The sequence below is a fragment of the Sphingomonas sanguinis genome, from assembly GCF_019297835.1.
Classification (GTDB): domain Bacteria; phylum Pseudomonadota; class Alphaproteobacteria; order Sphingomonadales; family Sphingomonadaceae; genus Sphingomonas; species Sphingomonas sanguinis_D.
This window is the reverse complement of the sequence record NZ_CP079203.1, coordinates 524,209-548,489: the sequence shown is the minus strand read 5'-3', so window position 1 is coordinate 548,489 and position 24,281 is coordinate 524,209. Positions and strand designations below refer to the sequence as shown.

Here is a 24,281-nt window from a genome sequence, read left to right as displayed (position 1 = left end):
GATCAGGCCCCCTGCCCGAGCAGACGGCGCCGCTCGCTTTCCGTAGCCACGACTTCCTCGACGGGAATGTAATAGTCGCGGTCATAGTTGAACGTGTGCCAGATGGCGACGACGACGACACCCAGCAGCGCGATCGCCGCCAGCCACCACATGTACCAGATCATGCCGAAGCCGAAGGCGGTCGACAGACCGGCGATGATGACGCCGGTGCCGGTGTTCCGGGGCATGTGGATCGCGCGGTAACCCTCGATCGGCGCCTGCGCCTTCTTGTCCTTCATGTCGTACCAGGCATCCAGTTCGTGGATGACGGGCGTGAACGCGAAGTTGTAATCCGGCGGCGGCGACGAGGTCGCCCATTCCAGCGTACGGCCGTCCCAGGGATCGCCCGTCACATCGCGCAGCTCTTCCTTCTTCCAGATCGACACGCCGATTTGAACCAGGAAGGCCCCGATGCCACCCGCGATCATCAGCGCACCCAGCAGGGCGACGACGAAGTAGATCTGCAGCGACGGGTCGTCGAAGTGATGGAGGCGACGCGTCACGCCCATCAGACCCATGATGTACAGCGGCGTGAAGGCGACCCAGAAGCCGATGACCCACAGCCAGAACGACACCTTGCCCCAGAACTGGTTGAGCTTGAACCCGAAGGCCTTGGGCCACCAATAGTTGATCGCCGCGAAGGCACCGAACAGCACGCCGCCAATGATCACGTTGTGGAAGTGCGCGATCAGGAACAGCGAGTTGTGCAGCACGAAGTCGGCGGGCGGAACGGCCAGCAGAACGCCGGTCATGCCTCCGATGGTGAAGGTCAGCATGAACGCGATGGTCCACATCATCGGCAGCTCGAACCGGATGCGCCCCTTGTACATGGTGAACAGCCAGTTGAAGATCTTCGCACCCGTCGGGATCGAGATCACCATGGTGGTGATACCGAAGAACGAGTTGACGCTGGCGCCCGAACCCATGGTGAAGAAGTGGTGCAGCCAGACCAGGTACGACAGGATCGTGATGACGATCGTGGCGTAGACCATTGAGGTATAGCCGAACAGCCGCTTGCCTGAGAAAGTCGAGGTGACTTCCGAGAACACGCCGAACAGCGGCAGGATCAGGATGTACACCTCCGGGTGGCCCCAGATCCAGATCAGGTTCACGTACATCATCGGGTTGCCGCCGAGATTGTTCGTGAAGAAGTTGGTGCCGACATAACGGTCGAGCGACAGCAGGACGAGCGTGGCGGTGAGCACGGGGAAGCTGGCGACGATCAGGACGTTCGCGCAGAGCGAGGTCCAGCAAAACACCGGCAGCTTCATCATGGTCATGCCCGGCGCGCGCATCTTGATGATCGTCGCGATCAGGTTGATGCCCGACAAGGTCGTACCGACGCCCGCCACCTGCAAGGCCCAGATATAATAGTCGACACCGACATCGGGACTGAAATCAAGCTCCGACAGCGGTGGGAAGGCCAGCCAGCCGGTGCGGGCGAATTCACCGATGAACAGCGATGCCATGACCAGCACGACGCCGCCCGCGGTCATCCAGAAGCTCAGATTGTTGAGATACGGGAAGGACACGTCGCGCGCGCCGATCTGGAGCGGCACGACATAGTTCATCAGGCCGGTGATGATCGGCATCGCCACGAAGAAGATCATGATGACGCCGTGGGCGGTGAACACCTGATCGTAATGGTGCGAGTTCAGGAAGCCCTGGTTATCGCCGAACGCGATCGCCTGCTGCCCGCGCATCATCAGCGCGTCGGCAAAGCCGCGCAGCAGCATCACGATGCCCAGCACCATGTACATGATGCCGATGCGCTTGTGATCGACGGTGGTGAACCACTCTTTCCAGAGATAGCCCCACAGCTTGAACTTGGTGATGAGCGCCAGCACCGCGATGCCGCCGACCGCGACACCCAGGAAGGTGCCGACGACGATGGGCTCGTGGATCGGTAGCGACTCGATCGATAGCCGTCCGAAGATGGTCTTTATGATGTTGTCCATGATGGCGTGCCTCAGCCGCGACCCGCACCGGCATGACCAAGGGTCTGCGGGCCGGGGGTCTGCGGGATGGAAAGGAAGGACATGCGGCGGTTCTTCATCTCACCGGTCTCCTGTGCGCCGTTCGACGGCGTCGGTTCCAGGCTCTGGTGCGGCGAGACTTCGATTTCCCCGGGCGACTTTTCGAGCGCGCCCTTGGTCCGCTCCCCGTGCATCGGTCCGGTATTGTTGACCGGCGGATTGCCTTCGCCGACCTTCATCTTGTGCGGGTCGCCGCCACCGGTCATCCGGTCGTGCATCATCACGTCCGACATGCAGGGCGTGTTGTCCGCGACGCAGCGGTTGACGACGCGGTCGAACAGGCCGCCCTGAACGCCGTTATAATACATCGCGGGGACATACTCGCTCGGCTTCTCGACGGTCAGGAAGGCGGCGCGGGTCAGCTGACCCTGGCCCTTGCCCTGACCGGCCTGCGACATGCGAACCTTCTCGACCCACTGGTCGAAGCCGTTCGACTGAAGCGCAAATACGGGGAAGTGCATGCCCGAGAAGCCCGCGCCGCTATAATGCGACGACAGTCCCTTGAACGTGCCCTCGCGGTTCAGCACCGCGTGCAGCTTCGTCTCCATGCCGGGCATGGTGTAGATCATGCCCGCCATCGCAGGAATGTAGAAGGCGTTCATGACCGAAGTACCGGTCAGGCGGAACTCGACCGGACGGTCGACCGGCAACGCCAGTTCGTTGACCGTGGCAATGCCCTGTTCCGGATAGATGAACAGCCACTTCCAGTCGAGCGCGACGACCTGAACCTCGAGCGGCTTGATGCCCGCGGCAACCGGCTGACCCGGCGAGGTGCGCTCGATCGGACGATAGGGATCGAGCAGATGGGTGCTCGTCCACGTCACCGCGCCCAGGCAGATGATGATGAGCAGCGGCGCCGACCAGATCACCAGCTCCAGCATGGTGGAGTGGTCGAACTCCGGGTCATATTCGGCTTCGGTATTGCTCTTGCGATAGCGCCACGCGAACAGCACCGTCAGCGCCATCACCGGAATGATGATGAGCAGCATCAGGGCCGTCGCGATCAGCACCAGATCGCGTTGCTGCACGGCGACGTCACCGGCAGGGTTGAGCACGACCGCGTCGCATCCCCCCAGCATGGCCAGGAGGGGCAAGGCGGCCCAGCGAAGAGGGCGCAGGTGCGCAAGGCTCGACGAATGAGACATATGACATGGGCCGCTACGCCTTTGCTGCACCTGCGCACATTGGACAGTTTGTCCAATCCCCCTGCCGACCGGAAAGGCGCATAGGCCCTGCAGAATGGCGGTCATGCGCGGTCTTTTTGCACTGCAACTGATCCGCTTCAATAACTTGGAAGAAGTCAGGACTGGCAGCTGATGAGCGCAGAGTTAACCGCATCGACCTCGACGCCCCTTGAGCGGGACGCGCGACTGGTCAATGCCCGCGATCCGCACCATGTCGCGCCGGGCGATATCGCCATCGGCGTCATCATCGGGCGTACCTCGGAGTTCTTCGACTTTTTCGTGTACGCCATCGCTTCGGTGCTGGTGTTCCCGTCGCTGATCTTCCCGTACGTGGACGCGCTGACCGGCACGATCTATTCGTTCGCGCTGTTCTCGCTGGCGTTCATCGCGCGTCCGATCGGCACCTTCATCTTCATGGCGGTCGACCGCAATCTGGGCCGCGGCGTCAAGCTGACCATCGCGCTGTTCCTGCTCGGCGGTTCGACCATGGCGATCGCCTTCCTGCCCGGTTACGCGCAGATCGGCACGTCGGCCGCCGTTCTGCTCGGCATCTTCCGCGTGATGCAGGGCCTGGCGCTGGGCGGTGCCTGGGACGGCCTGCCCTCGCTCCTGTCGCTGAACGCACCCGAGCGTCGTCGCGGCTGGTATGCGATGATCCCGCAGCTCGGCGCACCGCTCGGCCTGCTGGTGGCCAATGGTCTGTTCGCCTTCTTCCTGACGACGCTGAGCACCGCCGATTTCCTCGACTGGGGCTGGCGCTATCCGTTCTTCGTGGCGTTCGCGATCAACGTCGTGGCGCTGTTCGCCCGCCTGCGCATCGTGGCGACGCCCGAGTTCCAGCGCCTGTTCGAAAGCCGCGAGCTTCAGCCCGCGCCGGTCGGCGAGACGCTGAGCACCGAGGGCCGTACGGTGTTCCTGGGCGCGTTCGCGCCGCTGGCCAGCTTCGCGATGTTCCACATCGTCACCGTGTTCCCGCTGTCCTGGGTCGTCCTGTTCAACAAGGAACGTCCGCAGGACTTCATGATGATCGAGATCATCGGCAGCATCGTCGGCGTGTTCGCGATCCTGGCGTCGGGCAAGATCGCCGACCGGGTCGGTCGTCGCACGCTGCTGGGCCTGTCGGCCGCCGCCATCGCTGCCTTTGCGGGTTTCGCCCCGACATTGCTGGACCAGGGTGGAACGGGCGAAACGATCTACATCGTGCTGGGCTTCCTGCTGCTCGGCCTGGGTTTCGGCCAGTCGTCGGGCGCGATCAATTCGGGCTTCTCGTCACTGCGTCGTTATACGGGTGCGGCGATCACGTCCGACCTCGCCTGGCTGATCGGTGCGGGCTTCGCGCCGCTCGCCGCGTTGTTGCTGTCGAGCCATTTCGGTCTGGTCGCGGTCGGCGCCTATCTGCTGTCGGGTGCGGTCGGTACGCTGGCGGCGCTGGGCATCAACAAGGAACTCGCCAAGCGCGCGTCGTAATCCGACCGGGCCTGGCTTGAACGAAACGGCCGGCGGGGCGACCCGTCGGCCGTTTTGCTTTCGTACAGGCGGCTTCCCATATTCCCATCCTGACAAGGACTTGCATCGGGATAGGACAGGCAATGAATATGGGTCTTTTGCGGGTTGGCGGGATCGCCGCAGCCCTGATCGGTGCCGGGCTGACGGCAGGTGCGGCGGAGGCACGGGTGCCAGCCGGAACCTGGGCGAATCCGTCCAACACGGTGCAGGTCCGCTTCGCCCCTTGTGGACGCGGCCCCGATGCCGAACTGATGTGCGGCACGGTCGTCTGGGCAAGCGAACAGGCCAAGGCGGACGCGGCGCGTGGCGGCTCGCCGCGACTGGTCGGCACGCAGCTGTTCAGCGACTTCGAGGAGGAGGAACCGGGCCGGTGGTCGGGCACTGTCTATGTCCCCGATATCGGCCGCGAGGTTCAGGGCACCATCACCCAGATCGACGCGCGCACGCTGGTCGGCGAGGGATGCCTGCTCGGCAGCCTGGGTTGCCGCGAACAACGCTGGCGACGGGTCAAATAAGCCCGGCGGCAGGGAACCCAAGCCCATTTGCGGCGTCCCAGACGCAGCAACTTTTGGGAAGGAACGCCATGGCGGAAGAAGCGCTGACGATCGTAAGCGGTACGGTCGAGGACAATGTCTCCGACCGACGGGTGGAGTTCGTCGGGGAACTGGACGGCGAGGAATATCAGTTCGCGGTCCAGTATGATCTGCTCGAAGCGCTGAGCGGCGACGTGCCGGACGGCGATGCGGTCGAACTGTTCGAGCGTTACTCCGACGACATCCTGGAAGCGGCGCAGACCGCCCTCGGTCGCGACATGGAACAGTCGCTCGTCGTCGTCAGCGAGAACGATCTCGACTGACCGCGGCGCGGCGGTTCAGCCGCCGAACAGCCGATCGATCTGCTGCGTAAGCTCCGACAAGGTATAGGGCTTGCGCAGCAGAGCGAAGCCGTGGCTGCCTTCGTCCGCGATGACCTGGCTATAGCCGCTGGTCAGCAGGATGCGCAGATGCGGATAGAGGCGGCTGATGTCGCCGGCGAAATCGATACCCGACTGGCCCGGCATCATGACGTCGGAAAAAACGAGGTCGAACCGCTCCGCACCGGCCTTTAGTTCCTCCAGTGCGACCGCCGCGTTGTTCGCAATGACGGTGCGACATCCCAGCGTGCGTAGCGCCTCGACGGCGAACTGCCCGACCTCGACATTGTCCTCCACCACCAGAACGCAGATATCGGCACCGGACAAGGCTCGCGTCTCGCCAGCCTTTTGGACAGCCAGCGGGATACAGTCGACCAGCGGCAGGACGAGCGTGAAGACCGCGCCCTCACCCGGCTTGCTTGCGACATGCACGTCACCGCCCGATTGGCGTGCAAAGCCGAACACCTGGCTCAGCCCTAGCCCGGTACCCGCCCCGAGTTTCTTGGTCGTGAAGAACGGCTCGAAAATCTGCTCCAGCCGTTCGGGCGGGATGCCTTCGCCGGTATCGGCGATGCCGATATGGACCTGCGCCACGCCGTCGGCGGCCGTCGCGCTGCGGACGCGGATCGTCAGCTGCCCCTGCCCGGCCATCGCATCGCGGGCATTAACCGCCATGTTGACGATCGCGGTATCGAGCTGGCTGCGGTCGACATGTGCATGGCAAGCGACCTCGGGCATATCGATGTCGAGGGCGATGCCGGGTCCGCACAAGGTCGTCACCATGTCGGTCAGCGTCAGGATGCTGTCGCCGACATCGACGATTTCCGGCGTCAGCGGCTGGCGACGAGCGAAGGCGAGAAGCTGAGCGGTCAGCTTGGCGGCGCGGTCGGCCGCATCGGCGATGGCGTCGATATGGCGCTGGCGGCGCTCGGCCGGAAAATCGGGGCGGCGCACCAGATCGATCGAGCCACGGATGACGGTCAGCAGATTGTTGAAGTCGTGCGCGACACTGCCGGTCAGCTGGCCGATCGCCTCCAGCTTCTGGGCTTGGCGAAGCTGTTCCTCGGTTTCGCGCAAGGCTTGCTCGGCGAGCTTCTGCTGCGTGATATGGCGGCCGACCGCAAAGACCTCGCGCGCACTGGCCGCGCCGACCCAGGCGATCCATTCGTCATGGCCCCGCGCATGGCGCATCCGCAGTTCGATGCGCGCCTCCGGCTCGGTCAGCGAGTTGCTCAACGCCGCCTGCGCGCCGGGCAGGTCGTCCGGGTGGACGAAATCCATGATCGACCGGCCGATCAGTCCATGGGCTTCATAGCCCAGCAGCGTCTGCCATGCGGGATTGGTGCGCCGGATCACGCCCTGGGAATCCAGCACCGTCAACAGATCAGGCGAGACGTCCCACATCCGGTCGCGCTCGGCGGTACGCTCGACGATCCTCTGCTCCAGCGTCACGTTCAGCGCACGCAACTCGTCGAGCGCCAGCGACAGTTGCGCCTGGCTTTCGCGCAAGGCGGCGTCGGCATGGACCCGCGCCGTCGTCTCGTTGGTGAAGATGAACAGCCCCGCCGCCTCCCCCTTGCCGTCGAGCACGCGGGAATAGGAGAAAGACCAAAAGGTGTCCGCCTCGCCCCGGTCGGTGTCGAGTTTCCAGGGCAGGTCGACGAAACGCTGAGTCCGTCCGGCCAGTGCATCGTCGATAATCGGCCGCGCCTGTTCCCAGGCATCCGCCCACACCTCGTCGAAACGCGCGCCCATCGCCCAAGGCAAGCGGGGACCGAGCAGCGGGAAATAGGTTTCGTTGAAGAAGAAGTGTAGATCAGGCCCCCAGGAGAGGATCATCGACTCGGGCGAGTTGAGGACCAGGCTGAGCGCCACGCGAAACGTCTCGGGCCATTGCTGCGGCGGCCCCAGCGGGTGGCCGGTCCAGTCGCGTGCAAGGATCAGGCGCGTCGCCTCACCCCCTCCCTCCAGGAAGGCCAGCTGTGGATCGAGAGACGGACCGTTCATCGCCGTGCTGCTAGCAAGTCGAGAGGGTGGCCGCCACCGTCACAATTCTTCACCAGCCAGCGTCGCGGCGGCTTGGATGACGGCGAGGTGCGTCAGCCCCTGCGGCATGTTGCCGAGATAATGGCCGGTCTTAGGATCGATCATCTCCGCATACAGTCCGGCGCCACGGCTATCCAGCGCCTCGGTCGCGGCGTCGAAGGCGGCCTGTGCGGCCTCATGCTGACCAAGGATAGCGCGCGCCTCGATCATCCAGAAGGTGCAGGCGAGGAAGCAGCCCTCTTCCTTATGCACGCCCGAATAGCGATAGTGGAAAGCGCCCGCCGCCAGTTCCTTGTCGAGCGCATCGAGTGTCCGGGCCAATCGGTCCTGCCCGTCGAAACGGAACCGCACGGCCAGCGCCAGGCTGGCGTCCAGTGCGTCGCTGTCGGGGTGCATCAGATAGGCGCCGCGTTTTTCCGACCAGCAATGCTCGCCGATCCACGCCTCGATCCGGTCGCGCTCGCGCGCCCAGCGATCGCGGCAGGTCGTCGGTATCTGACCCTCGTCCGCCAGTTCGACCGCGCGGGCCAGCGCCTGCCAGCAGCTGATCTTCGACATGGTGTAATGCCGTTCCTCGGGCAGTTCCCAGATGCCCGCATCCGGCAGGCGCCAGCGATCGGCACAGGCATCGGCCAGATGCGACAGCGTCTCGGCGCTGGAGGTGTCGAGGAAGTTGCCGCAGGCGACGAAGCGGCTCGCGGTCTCGAAAATGTCGCCGTAAATGCCATGCTGGTGCTGGCCACCCGCCAGATTGCCGACGCGCACCGGCTGGGACCCGCGATAGCCACCAACCGCTATCTCGCGTTCCGCCGGGACAGGGCAACCGTCCAGCGTATAGCAGACCTGCGGATCGCCCTCGCCCAGCCGCTTGAGCAGCCAGGTAAAAGCGGCCTTGGCCTCGCCATGCGCACCGATGCGCAGGAACGCCTTGATCGTATAGCCCGCATCGCGAACCCAGGCGTAGCGATAGTCGTAATTCTTCGCGCCGCCGATCCCCTCGGGCAGCGAGGTCGTCGCCGCCGCCGTGATCGCACCGGTGGGTGAGTAGAGCAGGAGCTTGAGCGCCAGCGCACTGCGTAGGATGCGGTCGCGGTGCATCTCCGGCACCTTCAATCCTTGCGTCCATTGCCGCCACTCGAAGTCGGACAGGTCGATCCGGTCGTCGATCTGCTCGATATCCTGGCAGACGAGCGGCTCGTCCTCGCCCGCGATGATTGCGATCCGGGCGCGGTCCCCCGGCCCCACCGCCGCGCTGCCGGTAACGAGGCCGTCTTCGACCGTGTCGATCGTCACGCCGCCACAGTGGCGGAAGACGCCCAACACCCGGTCGACGTGAAAGACGTTATGCCCGCCCGCCGGGGCGAAATAGGGGCTGACCGTATCGGCCCGGCGGCTGAAGCGGAGCGTGATGGCGAAGCGGACAAAGCCGTCCAGTCCCTCCAGCCGCCGTGCCAGTTCGGCCCAGGGCAAGCGCCCGGCCGGGCCGCTGTTGAGCGACTCGACCAGCTTCGCGCGGCCGCTCGCCGTGACGAAGATCGTCTCCAGCACATTGCTGTCGGGCCGATAGCGCCGCTCGACGGTGAACGGCTCGACGGGTGTGATTGCGAAGGTGCCGCCACGCTCACCGTCGAGCAACCGGTCGAACAGAGGCGCGGAATCCATATTGGGCACGCACCACCAGTCGATCGCTCCATCGGCACCGCTGAGCGCCACGCTCCGCCCATCTCCCAGCGCGGCATAATTTTCCAGGTCCAGAAAACCATCGGCGTCGCGAAGCGGATCGGCATGCTGATCGGGCAAGGTCACGGGGGCATGTCTCCGCTGATGCAGGTTAGGCGGATGAAAACTCGCCAAAACCATAATATCTCCGCGGGACCTTCCTTGGATTGACGCGTTGCAGCAGCCGTTGAGAGATTTGGGAGAACGACCATGAGCCTGGCATCGGCATTCGGTTTCGGCACGAAGAAGGTTCGCTATGCGGTCGTTGGCGCGGGCGACATCACCCAGTCGGCGATGTTGCCCGGCATCAAGCACACCGGCAATTCCGAACTGACCGCGATCGTCACCGGCGATGCGGAGAAAGGCAGGCTTCTCGCCGAGAAATACGGCGTCGAGCATGTCTATTCCTACAACGAGTTCGACAAGCTGCTGACCGCCGGGGTGTGCGACGCGATTTATCTGGGCACGCCCAACTGGCGTCACGCCGAGTTCGCCATCCCCGCGCTGGACGCCGGCATCCACGTCCTGTGCGAAAAGCCGCTGGAGATTTCGAGCGAACAGGCGCGCGCGATCCAGGATGCCGAACGGCGCTCCAAGGCCAAGCTGATGACCGCCTATCGCCTTCACTTCGAACCGGGCACGCTCGATGCGATCGAGAAGATCCGCAACGGCGAGCTGGGCGAGCTGGTCGCCTTCACCTCCTGTTTCGGGCAGAAGCTCGACCCCGACAATCACCGCGCCAAGCATGGGCTGGAGGCCGGGCCGTTGTTCGATATGGCCCCCTATCCCATTAACGCCATCCGCTATCTGTTCGGCGCCGAGCCGGTCGCCGTGGAAAGCGCGGTCGCCACGCGCCAGCCGAGCGCAGGGCTAGGCGATCTGGACGACACCTTCGCCGTCGTGCTGCGGATGCCGGGCGACAAGCTGGCGAGCTTTACGGTCAGCTATGCGATGAACAATGTCGACAGCCTGATCGTCGCCGGCATGAAGGGTTCGATCCATATGAGCCCGGCCTATGGCTTCCAGTCGGGGATCGAACAGAACCTGACCATCGGCGACAAGCAGAGCCATGAAAAGTTCAAGCATACCGACCAGTTCGGCGGCGAGATGCGCTATTTCTCCGACTGCATCCTGAACGATCGCGATCCCGAGCCGGACGCCGAGGAAGGCCTGTCCGACCTGCGCGTGATCGAGGGTATCGTGACCGCGATGAAGACGGGCGGGCGTGTCGAACTGCCGCCTTTCACCCGCACGCGTCGGATCGATCCGGCGAGCCAGCGCCAGACCCTGTCGGCCGTCACGCCGCCCGATCAGGTCAAGGCCAAGTCGCCGACCGGCAATTGATCCGCATCAACGCGATTTTCGGGGAGCGTTATGGCCGCTACAATCGTTACGCTCGCGATAACAGATTGAGTGTCACGATAGGGAGGTGACGGTGGACGACCGGGAAGAACAGCTTCGGCAGCGCGCATACGGCATCTGGCAAGCAGAAGGCGAGCCGCATGGCCGCGACCGCGACCATTGGGAAAAGGCCGAGCGCGAGCTGACCGAAGCTGTCCCGGAGGAACCCGCTGCCGTTACCAAACCGGCCGCGCGACGGAAGAAGGCAGACGTTGCGCCGCAGACCATTGCGGCGGAGCCGAAGCCCAAGGCGCCCCGAAAGCCGCGCACCAAAACCGCATGATCGAAGCCCGGTGGTCTCCATCGTCGGATCGCCACCGGGCTTTCGTCACCCGCCTCGACAGAAATTGCCACACGCATAGTCGTTCGACTTTTGCCGGAGAGCCCTTTTGACCGATTTGCCCGAAGAGATCCTGCCCGGCTCCCCCTATCCCCTTGGCGCCAGCTTCGATGGCGAAGGGGTGAATTTCGCCGTCTTTTCGGCCAATGCGGACCGGATCGAGCTGTGCATCTTCGACCCTCAGGGCAAGCGGGAATTGCGGCGCTATACGCTGCCCGAATGTACCGACGAGGTGTGGCATGGTTATCTGCCCGATGTCGGGCCGGGCCTGCTCTACGGCTACCGCGCGCATGGTCGCTATGAGCCGGAGGCCGGGCATCGCTTCAACCCGAACAAGCTGCTGCTCGACCCCTATGCCCGCAAGCTGCATGGCGAGATCAAGTGGACCGATGCGCTCCACGGCTATCAGATCCGGTCCAAGAAGGAGGATTTGAGCTTCGACAAGCGCGACAGTGCCGCCGCCATGCCCAAGGCGGTCGTGGTTGACGACCATTTCGACTGGTCGCGCGACGTGAAGCCCAACATCCCCTGGTCGGAAACCGTCATCTATGAGGCCCATGTGAAGGGCCTGACGAAGCTGATGGAACTGGTCCCGCCCCGCGAACGGGGCACCTATGCGGGCCTTGGCCATCCGGCAGTCATCAAGCATCTGAAGCGCATCGGTGTCACTGCGATCGAACTGCTGCCGATCCACAGCTTCACCCAGGACCGTTTCCTTCAGGAAAAAGGCCTACGCAATTACTGGGGCTATAACACGCTCGGCTTCTTCGCGCCCGAGCAGGCCTATTTCGCGACGGACACGCAGGACGAGCTACGCCGCGCGGTGCACAAGCTGCACAAGGCGGGGATCGAGGTCATCCTCGACGTGGTCTATAATCACACCTGCGAAGGCTCGGAGAAAGGGCCGACCCTGTCATGGCGGGGCCTCGACAATGCCAGCTATTATCGGCTGGTCCAGGATCAGCCGCGCTATACGATCAATGATACCGGCACCGGCAACACGCTGAACCTGTCCAAGGCGCGGGTGATCCAGATGGTGACGGACTCGCTGCGTTACTGGGCGACGAGCTTCGGGATCGACGGCTTCCGCTTCGACCTGGGGCTGACGCTGGGCCGTGAGGCGACGGGCTTCGATCCGGGTGCGGCCTTTTTCGACGTGCTGCGGCAAGACCCGGTGCTCGGTCGCCTGAAGCTGCTCACCGAGCCTTGGGACGTCGGGCCGGGCGGCTATCAGCTTGGCAATTTCCCGCCGGGCTTTTCGGAGTGGAACGACAAGTACCGCGACACGGTGCGCAAATATTGGCGCGGCGACGCCGGCCAGCGCGGCGAACTGGCCGCACGGCTCTCGGGATCGGGCGACCTGTTCGACCGGCGCGCGCGGCGCCCCTGGGCCAGCCTCAATATGCTGGCGGCGCATGACGGCTTCACGCTGGCCGATACGGTCATGTACGAACAACGCCACAACGAGGCCAACAAGGAAGACAATCGCGACGGCCATTCGGAAAACTACTCGCGCAATTGGGGTGCGGAAGGGCCGACCGACGACGAAAACATCAAGGCGGCGCGCGGGCGCGTCATGCGTTCGATGATGACGACGCTGCTCGCCTCGCTGGGTACGCCGATGATCGTCGCGGGCGACGAATTCGGCCGCACGCAACATGGCAACAACAACGCCTATTGCCAGGACAACGAGATCAGCTGGCTCGACTGGAAAGCGGCCGCGTCGGAAGAAGGCGAAGCGATGATCGCCTTTACCGCGCGACTGGCGGACCTGCGGCGCCGCTATCCGGTCCTGCGCTCGCCCAGCTTCCTCTACGGGCAGGACACGCCCGGCCATGGCATCAACGACATCGAATGGTGGGACGAGCGCGGCGAACAGCTCAGTCCCGAGGATTGGGACAATCCCGAAGGCCGCGCGCTGATGATGCGACGCGCCACGGCGACCGAGGATGGCGGGGTGGAAGCGGTGTCGCTGCTCCTCAACGCCTCGCCAGATCCGATCACCTTCACCCTGCCCCCGCCCCATGCGGCGCGCATTGTCCTGATCGACAGCGCCAAGCCCGAGCAGGGCGAGGTCGAGATCGACGATAGCTATGAGGTCGGACCGCAGAGTGCGGTGCTCATCACCTGGCGGGACGTGGTCGAGGCATGACGCACTGGGGCCCCGAACTGCGCGAGGGCGCGAATACCCGGTTCCGCCTCTGGGCACCGGATCGCGAGGCGGTGACGCTGGAGATCGACGGCGCCCCCTCGGTGCCTATGGATCGTGACGGTGAGGGATGGTTCACCACGACCGCTCCCGCGCCTGCCGGCACCCGATATCGGTTCCGCCTGGAGACCGACCTAGCGGTTCCCGACCCGGCCTCGCGTCTCCAGTCGGGCGGCGTGCATGGTTGGAGCGTGGTGGTGGACCCTGCCTTCGCCTGGAGCGCGAACGAATGGCGCGGGCGGCCCTGGGAGGAAACGGTGCTGCTCGAAGTCCATGCCGGAACGTTGGGCGGCTTTGCGGGCATTCGCGAGAAACTTCCTGCGATCGCGGCGTCCGGGATCACAGCGATCGAACTGATGCCGGTCAACGCGTTCGGCGGAACGCGCAATTGGGGCTATGACGGCGTCCTGCCCTATGCCGTCGCCGAGCCCTATGGCTCGCCCGCCGAGCTGAAGACGCTGGTCGACACCGCGCATGGCCTGGGCCTCTCGGTCTTTCTCGACGTGGTGTATAATCACTTCGGGCCGGACGGAAATTATCTGAACGCTTATGCCAGCGCCTTCTTCCACAAGGAAGTCGATACCCCCTGGGGCGGCGCGGTGGCAGTCGATGCCGACCCGGTGCATCGCTTCTTCGTCGACAACGCCTTGATGTGGTTGCGGGATTATCGGATCGACGGGCTTCGTTTCGACGCGGTGCACGCGATCGCGAACGATGACTTTCTCGACCGGATGGCGCGCGAGATCCGCGCCGCCCTGCCCGAACGGCATGTCCATCTCGTGCTGGAGAATGAAAAGAACGACGCCGATCGCCTGCGGGCGGGGCGCTATGACGCGCAGTGGAACGACGACTTTCACAATGTCCTGCACGTTCTCCTCACCCGCGAGACCAGCGCCTATTATGGCGACTTCGCCGACAGCCCGGCGGATCGGCTGGCACGCTGCCTGAAGGAAGGCTTCATCTATCAGGGTGAGGGCTCGCCCAATCACGACGGCAAACCGCGCGGCAAGCCCTCGGGCGATCTGCCGAGCACAGCCTTCGTCGCCTTTCTCCAAAACCACGATCAGGTCGGCAATCGCGCGATGGGCGAGCGCCTGATCCGGTTGACGGACGCGGAGCGCCTGCGGGCGGCGACCGCTCTGCTGCTGCTCGGCCCGCAAATCCCGCTGCTGTTCATGGGGGAGGACGAGGGCAGCGAAAGCCCGTTCCTGTTCTTCACCGACTTCCATGACGAACTGGCCGATGCCGTGCGCGAGGGGCGGCGGCGCGAATTCGCCAAGTTCGACGCCTTTGCCGATGAGGAAGCGCGGCAACGCATCCCTGATCCCAATGCGCGCAGCACCTTCGACGCTTCGGTCCCCAAGCCGGGACCGCAAGCGGGCGAATGGCGTGCGCTCTACCGGGAGTTGCTGACGCTGCGGCAGGTTCATATCGTGCCGCGCCTGAAGGGTACGGTCGGTCTGACGGCGGATGTGACCGGTCCCGAACGGGTCAAGGCGCGCTGGCGCATGGCCGATGGCACGATCCTGACCATCGTGATCGACTTCGGAAAAGCCCCCGAGCCGATCCCGGAGGATGAGGGCCAGTTGATCTATCGCGAAGGCAACCGCTTCGCTGCCTGGGTTTCCCAATGACCGAGCTCCATGCCCGCGCCGAGGCTGCCGGACTGTCGCGTCTGTGGCAGGATGCCAAGGGAAAGGACCAGATCGTCTCGGACGAAGCGCTGGCTGCGATCCTGGATCGGCTGGATACCCATGTCGGTGACACCGTGTTCGTCTCGGGCGATCTGAACGAACCGATCCCATTGCCCGACACCTGTCGCGATGGTGCCGCGCGGCTGATCCTCGAAAGCGGCGAGGCGCTGTCCGTCACGCTGCGGGATCACGTCCTGCCGGGTGTCGCACAGCCGGGTTATCACCGTCTCGAACAGGGCGAGCGGCAATGGACCGTCGCGGTTGCCCCGCCCCGCTGCCCGGCTCCGCCACCGGGCAGGCATTGGGGCAGCGCGGTGCAAATCCCGTCGCTGCGGGAAGGCGGCGGTGCGTTCGGCGACTTCGCCAGTCTGGCCAGCGCCGCCAAGGCGCTGGGCCATGCCGGTGCCGCCGCGCTCGCGATCAGCCCGGTCCACGCGCTGTTCCCCGCCGACGCCGCCCGCTTCAGCCCCTATGCCCCGTCGAGCCGGCTGTTTCGCAATGTCTGGCTGGCTCCTGCGGGTGAGCCGGTGGTCGATGCTCCTTCCCTGATCGACTGGCCCGGTGCGGCACCGGATCGGATGCTGGACCTGCGGCTGGTCTATGATCGTTTGGACGAAGCGCAGCGTGAGGCTTTCTGCCGCTGGCGGCAGGCGGGCGGAGAAAGGCTGGAGGCGCAGGCGCGGTTCGATGCGCTTCATGCCTATTTCCATGCGCGCGACCGGGCAAGCGGTTGGCTCGACTGGCCGGAAGAGTATCGCGATCCGACCAGCGAAGCGGTCGCCCGGTTTGCCGACGAACACAAAGACGCCGTGCGCTTTTATGCTTTCACCCAATGGTGGGCCGATCGTGCAATGCACGATGCGGCCGACACGGCGCGGGGCAGCGGCATGGCGATCGGGCTGATCGCCGACCTCGCCATCGGGGTCGCCATGAACGGCGCGGACGGGTGGAGCCGACGCGGCGAGTTGCTGACCGGCCTGTCGATCGGCGCGCCGCCCGATCCCCTCGGACCCGATGGGCAGAATTGGGGGATCACCGCGCTGTCGCCCTTTGCGCTTCGGAGGCAGGGCTTTGCACCGTTCATCGATACGTTGCGCGCGGTCTTCGCCCATGCCGGTGGTATCCGGATCGACCATGCGCTGGGGCTGTGCCGCCTATGGGTTGTGCCGGACGGCGCTCCGGCCGATCAGGGTGCTTATCTCGCGATGCCCTTCGCCGATATGTTGCGCATCCTGCGGATCGAGGCGCAGCGGGCCAATCGGGGACGCGGTGCGATCGTGATCGGCGAGGATCTGGGCACCGTCCCGCCGGGGTTCCGCGACATCATGGCCGAGGCGGGGATGCTGGGCATGCGGGTCCTGCCGTTCGAGCGGGATGCCGAAGGAGCATTTCTGCCGCCCCAGACCTGGAGCGATCGGGCCATCGCCATGACCGCCACGCACGACATCGCGACCGTCGCCGGATGGTGGCAGGGGCGCGATCTCGAATGGCGGGCTCGTATCGCTCGGCATGCGGTATCCCCCGAGGACAGCGCCCACCGCGCAGAGGAGCGCACCGCGCTCTGGCAGACCATCGGCGATGACATGCCCGAGCCTGACGATCCCGCCATCGCTGTGGATGCCGCCATCGCCGCTATCGCGGAAACGCCCTGCCCGCTCGCCATCGTTCCGGTCGAGGATATGCTCGGGCTGGACGAGCAACCCAATCTGCCCGGCACGATCGACGAGCATCCCAATTGGCGCCGCCGCCTGCCCGATACCCTCGCCCGGTCGCTTGCCCAGCCAGAGGTCGCGGCGCGCATCGCCGTCCTCAACGCCCGCTGATCCGCATCATCAAAGGACGCCGCCCATGACGCCGCGCGCCACCTATCGCTTCCAGTTCCACAAAGACTTTCCCTTCGCCCGTGCCGAGGCGTTGCTGCCCTATCTCGACACGCTGGGGATCAGCCATGTCTATGCCTCGCCGATCACCACGGCAGCGGCGGGGTCGATGCACGGCTATGACGTGATCGACCCGACCCGGATCAATCCGGAGCTCGGTGGTGAAGACGCGTTCCGGTCGCTGGCCGAGGCTGCCAAGGCGCGGGGCATGGGTGTCATCATCGACATCGTGCCCAACCATATGGGCGTGTCCGGCGGCGGCAATCGCTGGTGGAATGACGTGCTTGCGCATGGCGAAGCAAGCCGCTTCGCACGCTTCTTCGACATCGACTGGTCGCGCAAGCTCGTCCTGCCGATCCTGGGCGATCCCTTGCTCAAGGTACTGGCGGACGGACAGATCGCGGTCGAACGCCGCGACGGTCGCGCCGAGATCGTCGCGTACGGCGAACATCGCCTGCCGATCCGTGACGAGGATCAGGACGGAGCCGAAACGCAAGACCTCGCCGCCCTGCTCGACCGCCAGCATTATCGGCTGGCGTCGTGGCGTGTGTCGAACGACGAGCTCAACTGGCGGCGCTTCTTCACGATCAACGACCTGGCGGGCCTGAGGGTCGAGGACGATCTTGTTTTCGAGGAAACCCATGCGCTCTATTTCCGGCTCTACACGGAAGGGTTGATCGACGGCGTACGGATCGACCATGTCGACGGGCTGACGGACCCGATCGGCTATTGCCGCAAGCTGCGCGCCCGCTTCGACGCGATCGTGCGCGAAGACGGCAACCGCGCCTATATCGTCGTCGAAAAGATCCTCGCCGCCGAAGAGCCGATGGGCGAAAACTGGGGCGTCGACGGCACCAGCGGCTACGACTTCATGGAGGAGGTGTCCGCCCTGCTCCACGCGCCGGAAGGCACCCGCCCGCTCGCCGAGCTTTGGGCGCAGTTGAGCGGACGCTCCGACCAGTTCGCTCCGGAGGAATTGCAGGCACGGCAGGACCTGCTTGCGTGGCAATTCGCGGGGCAGATGGACCAGTGTGTTGCGGCCTTTGCATCGCTGACGACCTCTGCGTCGCAATTGGAGGGAGCGATCACCGCGGCGATGCTGCGCCGGGCGATAGAGCGGCTGCTTTGGGTATTCCCCGTCTATCGAACCTATGGTCCCGATGCGCCGTCCTTCGACGCCGCCATCCGCCAGATGGCGCGCGAGCGGGTGGAGCCGCTTCTGCCGCCGGGCGAGGCGTTCGTCGTCGACCAGATCCTCGAATGGCTCGCTGGTACCGGCCCCGGCGACCGGACGCGCCTGAAGGAGGCGGTGCGGCGGTTCCAGCAGCTTTCGGCCCCCATCGCCGCCAAGGCCGTCGAGGATACCGCCTTTTACCGCCATGCCGCTTTGCTCTCGCGCAACGATGTCGGCTTCGACGCCGGAAAGCTGAGCCTGTCGATCGCGGCTTTTCACGACCGGATGGAGGGCCGGGCGCAGCGCTTTCCGCTCGCGATGCTGACCACCGCCACCCATGACCATAAGCGCGGCGAAGATTTCCGCGCGCGCCTCGCAGTCCTGAGCGCCATGCCTGAGGATTGGCGGCATCAGGTCGAAGCATGGCGTACACAGACACTCGACCTTGCCGAAGGGGTAGACCCGGCCGACTGGTATATGCTGATCCAGACGCTGGTCGGTGCCTGGCCGGAGCCGGGCGATCTGGGCGACTTTGCCGAACGGATCACGGCCTGGCAGGAAAAGGCATTACGCGAAGCCAAGCTGCGCTCGTCCTGGGAAGCCCCCGACGCGGATTATGAGGGGCGTTGCAATCGCCTCGCAGAAATCCTGATCGACGATGAACAGGGAGCGGCCTTCCGCGAAGGCATGGCCGCATTGCTCCATCGGATCGGCCCGGCGGCTGAGGCCAACTCACTGGTGCAGGTGGCGCTGCGCTATACGGTGCCGGGCGTGCCCGATTGCTATCAGGGGACGGAGTTCGCCGACCTCAGTCTGGTCGATCCCGACAACCGGCGCCCCGTCGACTATGCCGCGCGCGAGAAGGCACTGGCGAGGGGTGATGCCCCCAAGCAGACGCTTATCGCCGATCTTCTGGACCTTCGGCGGCGGCGTCCCGACCTGTTCACCCATGGCACCTATCATCCGCTCGCGGTCACCGGGCATGGCCGCGACCGGGTCATTGCCTTCGAGCGACGGCACGGCGATGCCGTCCTGACCTGCGTGTTCGGGCTGCGGCTGGAGCCGTTGATGGACGAACGGGGTCGGATCGATTGGCGCGATACGGCCATCATCCGTGACGGCGGTGCCGCTCGTCTCGCCGATCAGCTGGCGACCAAGCCGGTCTGGTATGAGTTGCGCGCCGAGGGGGAATGAACCCGCTCCCGCAAGACTTTTACCAGCACGATGTCGATGCGGTGGCGCGCGCGCTGATCGGCATGATCCTTACGGTCGATGGCGTAGGCGGGGTGATCGTCGAGACCGAAGCCTATGACGCGGCCGACCCCGCCTCGCATAGTTTTGCGGGGCGGACCGCACGGAACGCCGCGATGTTCGGGCCGGTCGGCCATGCCTATGTCTACCGCATCTACGGCTTGCATCATTGCCTGAACATCGTGTGCGGAACGCCGGGAAGCGCAGTCCTGATCCGCGCCCTGGAGCCACGGCACGGCATCGACGTCATGCGCGAGCGTCGCGGTTCGGCGCATTCGCTGAAGCAACTCTGTTCGGGGCCGGGCAAGCTGTGCAGCGCGCTCGGCATCGATCTCGGGTTGAACGGCGCCCCGCTTGCCGGGCCGCCCTTCGCCGTTACGGGCGCAGTGTCTGACGTTCCGATCGTGATCGGGCCGCGGATCGGCATCACGCAAGCGGCCGAACGGCCGCGCCGGTTCGGCTGGAAGAATTCGCCGTGGCTCAGTCGCCCGTTTGCCACCTGAATATGGCATTGCAGCATAATCTCATTGCAACGCAGCGACGTATTTACTTGATCTTCACCATAACAACAGCGAGCCTCGACTCATAATAGAAAAAAGGGCGAGTCGATGGAGTGGATCAAGGTCCTGGCGTTGGTTGCCATGGTCTATGGTATCTGGGCGGCCTATCGGTCATTGGGCTCGCCAGTTCTTCACCAGGGCTCGCGCTATTTTCGTCAACCCGATGGGAGTTTCCGCCGCTGGTATGGCGGGCGCCGGTTCAGCGCTTCCGAAGTCGGGATGACGGATCAGGGCTGATCGCGCCCGGTCAGCAATGGTAAAGACGGACGCCCCTATCTCCCTGCCCTCGCCCTTCCCATATAGGAGGACGAAGGAATGGAACCGCAATGTTTGCCGATCTGGGCGTCCCCCTACCCCTGCTGGCCGTCGTCCTTGCCGTCGTGCTGGCGGGCATCATCGCTCGCCGCGTGCCGATCTTGCGGGTGGCGATCAGCCTGTTGTCCTGGCTCTTGCTGGCCGGCTTGTTGTTCGTCCTGCTACAGCAACGCCAGCAATTCGATCCCTATATTCAGCGCGCGATGCAGATCCTGAATTTGCAGGATCAGAGCGTCGTCGGCGACACGGTGCGTATCCGCATGGCGCCGGACGGCCATTTCTGGGCGCGTGTTACGGTTAACGGCGTCAACCGGCGGATGCTGGTCGACAGTGGCGCAACGCTGACCGCCCTGTCCAGCGCAACGGCACAGGCGGCTGGCCTGAAGCCCAGCATGCCCGCCTTCCCGGTCGTGCTCAACACCGCCAACGGGATGATCCGGGCGGAAACGGCGCGCGTCGACTCGCTGCGCATCGGCACCATTCGTGCGGACAAGGTGCCGGTGGTCGTATCGCCCGCATTCGGCGAAACGGATGTGCTGGGCATGAACTTCCTGTCGCGCCTGAAAAGCTGGCGGGTCGAGGGCTCGACCCTGATCCTGGAGCCGCACCACCCCCAGCCATTAACCGAGCGGTCATGACCGCCATGCTAGGCAAAGTGATACAAATCAACGCGATCGGTGCCGTCGCCGATTGACTTGACGGTACAGCTTACCCATGCGTCAACCGATGATGACTCCCCTGTCGCGAATGCTGTCGCTCCCGCCGCAGCTCGAACGATATGTTGCCGAAGCCGTGGATGCGGGCGACTTTCCCGACGAACAGACGCTGCTGCTCGCCGCGATCGAGCGGATGCGGACCGATGGGCCGGTGTCGGATGTCGACACCTGGCTGATTGGCGGGGGCGAGTGTGGCCAGCTGGTGCGGGACATTGACTGGTCGGCAAGCCCGCTGGGTTCCATCGGTGGCTGGCCGAGCGTGTTGCGCACGACCGTCGCCAACATCGTCCATTCGCCGATCGCGAAGGTGCTGATGTGGGGTCCGGCTCATGTCATGATCTATAACGATGCCTATCGCAGCATCGCCGGGCCGCGCCACCCGGAGGCGTTCGGCGGGCTGGTTCCGGACGTCTGGCCCGAAATCTGGGATTGGAACCGCGACATCCTGAACCGTGGCTTCGGCGGAGAGGACATCGCCTATCGCGACCAGGCGCTGATCGTCACGCGCGCGGGTATCGAGGAGGAGGTCGTGTTCGACCTCTATTATACCCCCGTCTATCTCGAATGCGGCAAGGTCGGCGGCGTGATGTGCACCGTCGTGGAGAATACCGGCCGCGTGGCAGCCGAACGACGGTTGGCGGAGAGCGAGGCGGAACTGCGGATCATCACGGACTCGCTGCCCGTGCTCGTTGCCTTTGTCGATCGCGAAGAACGCTATCGCTTCGCCAATGATTATTACCGCGAATTTCTGGGCACCGATCCCGAGGGGATGCTGGGCCAGCGGCTCAGCGATGTGTTGACGGCAGAGGATTATGCCGAGCGTCGTCCGCTGATCGAGCGTGCACTGGCCGGGGAAGCCATCGTCGCTGACGTGCACCTGCATCATCGCGATGGCAGCAGACGTCGGGCCGAGACCCGTTACATCCCGCGCCGTAACGATGATGACAAGGTGATCGGATTCCATATCCTGGTCTTCGACGTCGACGAACGGACCCGTCATTCCGAAGCAATCGAGCGCAGCAACCGGCGTTTCCGTGCCGCGATGGATGCGGTCCACGGTGTGCTCTGGACCAACAGCGCCGATGGCCGGATGGTCGGCGAACAGCCCGGCTGGTCGGCGATCACCGGCCAGACGCCCGAGCAGTATCAGGGCTTCGGCTGGTCGAATGCGGTCCATCCCGACGATGCCGCCGCATCGGTCGTGGCGTGGAACGAAGCGGTCGCCGCCAAGGGGATGTTCGTCCACGAACACCGCGTTCGTCGCCATGACGGCGAGTGGAGGACCTATGCGATCCGTGCCCTGCCGATCATCGCCGCCGATGGCGAGCTGATCGAGTGGGTCGGCGTCCATACCGACATCACAGACCAGCGCGCGGCCGAACAGGCGCTGCGCGATCAGGCCACGCTGCTTGCCCGTCAGGTCCATCATCGCGAACGGGCCGAAGCGCAGCTTCGCCAGCTGAACGAGACGCTGGAAACCCGCGTCATCGAGGAGATCGCAGAGCGGCGTCAGGCCGAGATGAAGCTCGCTCAGGCGCAGAAAATGGAGACGATCGGCAAGCTGACCGGCGGCGTCGCGCACGACTTCAACAATCTGTTGCAGGTCGTGTCGGGCAATCTGCAACTGCTGGGTAAGGACGTGGCGGGCAACCAACGCGCCGAACAGCGTGTCGTCAATGCGATGGCGGGCGTGTCGCGTGGCTCGAAGCTCGCCTCTCAGCTTCTTGCTTTCGGGCGGCGGCAGGCGCTGGAGCCTAAGGTCGTCAACGTCACCCGCTTCGTGCAGGGCATGGACGACATGCTGCGCCGTGCGATCGGCGAAGGCGTCGAGATCGAGACGATCGTCGGCGGCGGCCTCTGGAACACCTTTATCGACCCGGCGCAGATCGAGAATGCGCTGCTGAACCTGGCGATCAACGCGCGCGACGCGATGGATGGCCAGGGCAAGCTGACCATCGAGCTCAGCAACGCGCATCTCGACGACGATTACGCCCGCACCCATGACGAGGTGACGCCGGGCCAGTATGTCATGCTGGCCGTGTCCGACACCGGCAGCGGCATGTCGGACGACATCATCCACAAGGTCTTCGAGCCGTTCTTCTCGACCAAGAGCGAGGGTAAGGGATCGGGTCTGGGTCTGTCGATGGTCTATGGCTTCGTCAAACAGTCCGGCGGCCATGTGAAGATCTATTCCGAGGTTGGCCACGGCACCACGATCAAGCTCTATCTGCCCCGCGCGATGGAAGCCGAGGATGTCGAGGTAGCCGTCGATACCGGCCCGATCACCGGCGGTACCGAAACCGTGCTGGTCGTCGAGGACGATGCCGAGGTCCGCGCCACCGTGGTCGAGCTGCTGTCCGACCTGGGCTACCGCGTCCTGAAGGCGGTCGATGCGCAAAGCGCGCTGAGTGTCGTCGAAAGCGGCATCCCGATCGACATCCTGTTCACCGACGTGGTGATGCCCGGCACGCTGAAGAGCCCGGAACTGGCCCGCAAGGCCCGCGAACGGCTGCCCGACATCGCAGTCCTCTTCACCTCGGGCTATACCGAGAATTCGATCGTCCATGGCGGGCGGCTGGACAAGGGCGTCGAGCTATTGTCGAAGCCCTATACGCGGGAGGCGCTGGCCCGGAAGTTCCGGCACGTGCTTGCCAACCAGCGCCAGCGTCATATGCCCAAGGGGGAAACGCCATCGCGGGATGTGGCCGCCAAGGCCGAACCCACGACGCAGCCGCTGCACGATGGACGCACCATCCTGCTGGTCGAGGATGACGACCTGATCCGCACGAACACGGCGGAAACGCTTCAGGATGCGGGGTTCGTAGTGGTTCATGCCGTCACGGCCGAAGAGGCGATGACCGCGCTTCAGACGGCGCAGATCGACGTGCTGGTGACGGACCTCAACCTGCCGGGTGAGTCGGGTGTCGAGCTGGCCGGGCGCGCGCGGCAGTTGCGGCCGAACCTGTCGATCGTCTTTGCGACCGGTGATGGCGGCATGGCGGCCGAGGCAGCGAACATGGATGCGGCGCTGCTGACCAAGCCCTATTCGGCGAGCCAGCTTATCGGGGCGATCCGTGGTCGGTTGGAAATCGTAGAGCAGGCGACCCGGCGCTGAGCCGAGCCGCCTGCTCCTTTCCGGTCAGGCCCATGCCGGAGGGGACAGCAGAGGAGCCGTTGCGAAACCTGTAAAGCGGGTTAGCGGGCCTTCCAGCCCTCGATCGCGGCGAAGGTGATGATTACCGCGAGCACCAGCAGGGCACCCTGCAATTCCAGTGCGGTCAAATCGAACTCCATCGTC

17 protein-coding genes are annotated in these 24,281 nt (G+C 64.7%); 13 read left to right on the top strand and 4 right to left on the bottom strand.

Annotated elements, in window-relative coordinates; genetic code table 11:
- Window positions 1–2: 2 nt before the first annotated feature.
- Together cyoB and cyoA are read right to left on the bottom strand one after the other, a co-directional pair.
- On the bottom strand, window positions 3–1,997 hold the full coding sequence (gene cyoB / locus KV697_RS02260) for a cytochrome o ubiquinol oxidase subunit I (protein ID WP_219019927.1): 1,995 nt from the start codon (window positions 1,995–1,997) through the stop codon (window positions 3–5).
- Window positions 1,998–2,008: 11 nt separating this feature from the next.
- Window positions 2,009–3,154, bottom strand: a complete 1,146-nt coding sequence (cyoA, locus tag KV697_RS02255; protein ID WP_219021191.1) for a ubiquinol oxidase subunit II — start codon at window positions 3,152–3,154, stop codon at window positions 2,009–2,011.
- A 237-nt stretch (window positions 3,155–3,391) separates the two neighbouring features.
- Between cyoA and KV697_RS02250 the strand changes: the two genes are divergently transcribed.
- From KV697_RS02250 to KV697_RS02240, 3 genes are all read left to right on the top strand, one after another.
- Window positions 3,392–4,726, top strand: coding sequence for an MFS transporter (locus tag KV697_RS02250; protein WP_219019926.1), 1,335 nt, complete (start codon window positions 3,392–3,394; stop codon window positions 4,724–4,726).
- Between the two features lie 122 nt (window positions 4,727–4,848).
- On the top strand, window positions 4,849–5,280 hold the full coding sequence (locus KV697_RS02245) for a DUF2147 domain-containing protein (RefSeq protein ID WP_257575557.1): 432 nt from the start codon (window positions 4,849–4,851) through the stop codon (window positions 5,278–5,280).
- A gap of 68 nt (window positions 5,281–5,348) precedes the next feature.
- On the top strand, window positions 5,349–5,621 hold the full coding sequence (locus KV697_RS02240; protein ID WP_219019925.1) for a DUF1488 family protein: 273 nt from the start codon (window positions 5,349–5,351) through the stop codon (window positions 5,619–5,621).
- A 15-nt stretch (window positions 5,622–5,636) separates the two neighbouring features.
- Here KV697_RS02240 and KV697_RS02235 read toward each other — a convergent pair whose 3' ends face one another.
- Together KV697_RS02235 and KV697_RS02230 are read right to left on the bottom strand one after the other, a co-directional pair.
- Complete coding sequence (locus tag KV697_RS02235; protein ID WP_219019924.1) at window positions 5,637–7,685, bottom strand: ATP-binding protein; 2,049 nt, start codon at window positions 7,683–7,685, stop codon at window positions 5,637–5,639.
- A 39-nt stretch (window positions 7,686–7,724) separates the two neighbouring features.
- A complete protein-coding gene (locus KV697_RS02230; RefSeq protein WP_219019923.1) occupies window positions 7,725–9,530 on the bottom strand; it encodes a glycoside hydrolase family 15 protein in 1,806 nt (601 codons plus the stop codon).
- Window positions 9,531–9,653: 123 nt separating this feature from the next.
- On the opposite strand from KV697_RS02230, the gene KV697_RS02225 reads away from it, so the two are divergent.
- The 10 genes from KV697_RS02225 (at window position 9,654) to KV697_RS02180 (ending at window position 24,098) form a co-directional block, all read left to right on the top strand.
- Window positions 9,654–10,787 (top strand): Gfo/Idh/MocA family protein, encoded by a 1,134-nt coding sequence (locus tag KV697_RS02225; RefSeq protein ID WP_219019922.1) that lies wholly within the window; start codon window positions 9,654–9,656, stop codon window positions 10,785–10,787.
- A 91-nt stretch (window positions 10,788–10,878) separates the two neighbouring features.
- Window positions 10,879–11,127: a DUF2934 domain-containing protein gene (locus KV697_RS02220; RefSeq protein WP_219019921.1), complete on the top strand. Its 249-nt coding sequence runs from the start codon at window positions 10,879–10,881 to the stop codon at window positions 11,125–11,127.
- A 106-nt stretch (window positions 11,128–11,233) separates the two neighbouring features.
- The gene (gene glgX, locus KV697_RS02215) at window positions 11,234–13,336 is read left to right on the top strand and encodes a glycogen debranching protein GlgX (protein WP_257575556.1); all 2,103 of its coding nucleotides are present in this window, start codon (window positions 11,234–11,236) and stop codon (window positions 13,334–13,336) included.
- Window positions 13,333–15,027 (top strand): malto-oligosyltrehalose trehalohydrolase, encoded by a 1,695-nt coding sequence (gene treZ, locus KV697_RS02210; RefSeq protein WP_219019920.1) that lies wholly within the window; start codon window positions 13,333–13,335, stop codon window positions 15,025–15,027. The genes glgX and treZ overlap by 4 nt, the downstream gene beginning before the upstream one ends.
- Entirely contained in the window at window positions 15,024–16,910 is a 1,887-nt protein-coding gene (malQ, locus tag KV697_RS02205) for a 4-alpha-glucanotransferase (protein ID WP_219019919.1), read from the top strand. The genes treZ and malQ overlap by 4 nt, the downstream gene beginning before the upstream one ends.
- A gap of 25 nt (window positions 16,911–16,935) precedes the next feature.
- The gene (gene treY, locus KV697_RS02200) at window positions 16,936–19,335 is read left to right on the top strand and encodes a malto-oligosyltrehalose synthase (RefSeq protein ID WP_219019918.1); all 2,400 of its coding nucleotides are present in this window, start codon (window positions 16,936–16,938) and stop codon (window positions 19,333–19,335) included.
- Entirely contained in the window at window positions 19,332–19,895 is a 564-nt protein-coding gene (locus KV697_RS02195) for a DNA-3-methyladenine glycosylase (protein WP_219019917.1), read from the top strand. The genes treY and KV697_RS02195 overlap by 4 nt, the downstream gene beginning before the upstream one ends.
- A gap of 105 nt (window positions 19,896–20,000) precedes the next feature.
- On the top strand, window positions 20,001–20,189 hold the full coding sequence (locus KV697_RS02190; RefSeq protein ID WP_219019916.1) for a hypothetical protein: 189 nt from the start codon (window positions 20,001–20,003) through the stop codon (window positions 20,187–20,189).
- A gap of 89 nt (window positions 20,190–20,278) precedes the next feature.
- A complete protein-coding gene (locus KV697_RS02185) occupies window positions 20,279–20,905 on the top strand; it encodes a retropepsin-like aspartic protease family protein (RefSeq protein WP_219019915.1) in 627 nt (208 codons plus the stop codon).
- An 88-nt stretch (window positions 20,906–20,993) separates the two neighbouring features.
- The gene (locus KV697_RS02180) at window positions 20,994–24,098 is read left to right on the top strand and encodes a PAS domain-containing protein (RefSeq protein ID WP_257575555.1); all 3,105 of its coding nucleotides are present in this window, start codon (window positions 20,994–20,996) and stop codon (window positions 24,096–24,098) included.
- Window positions 24,099–24,281 lie beyond the last annotated feature (183 nt).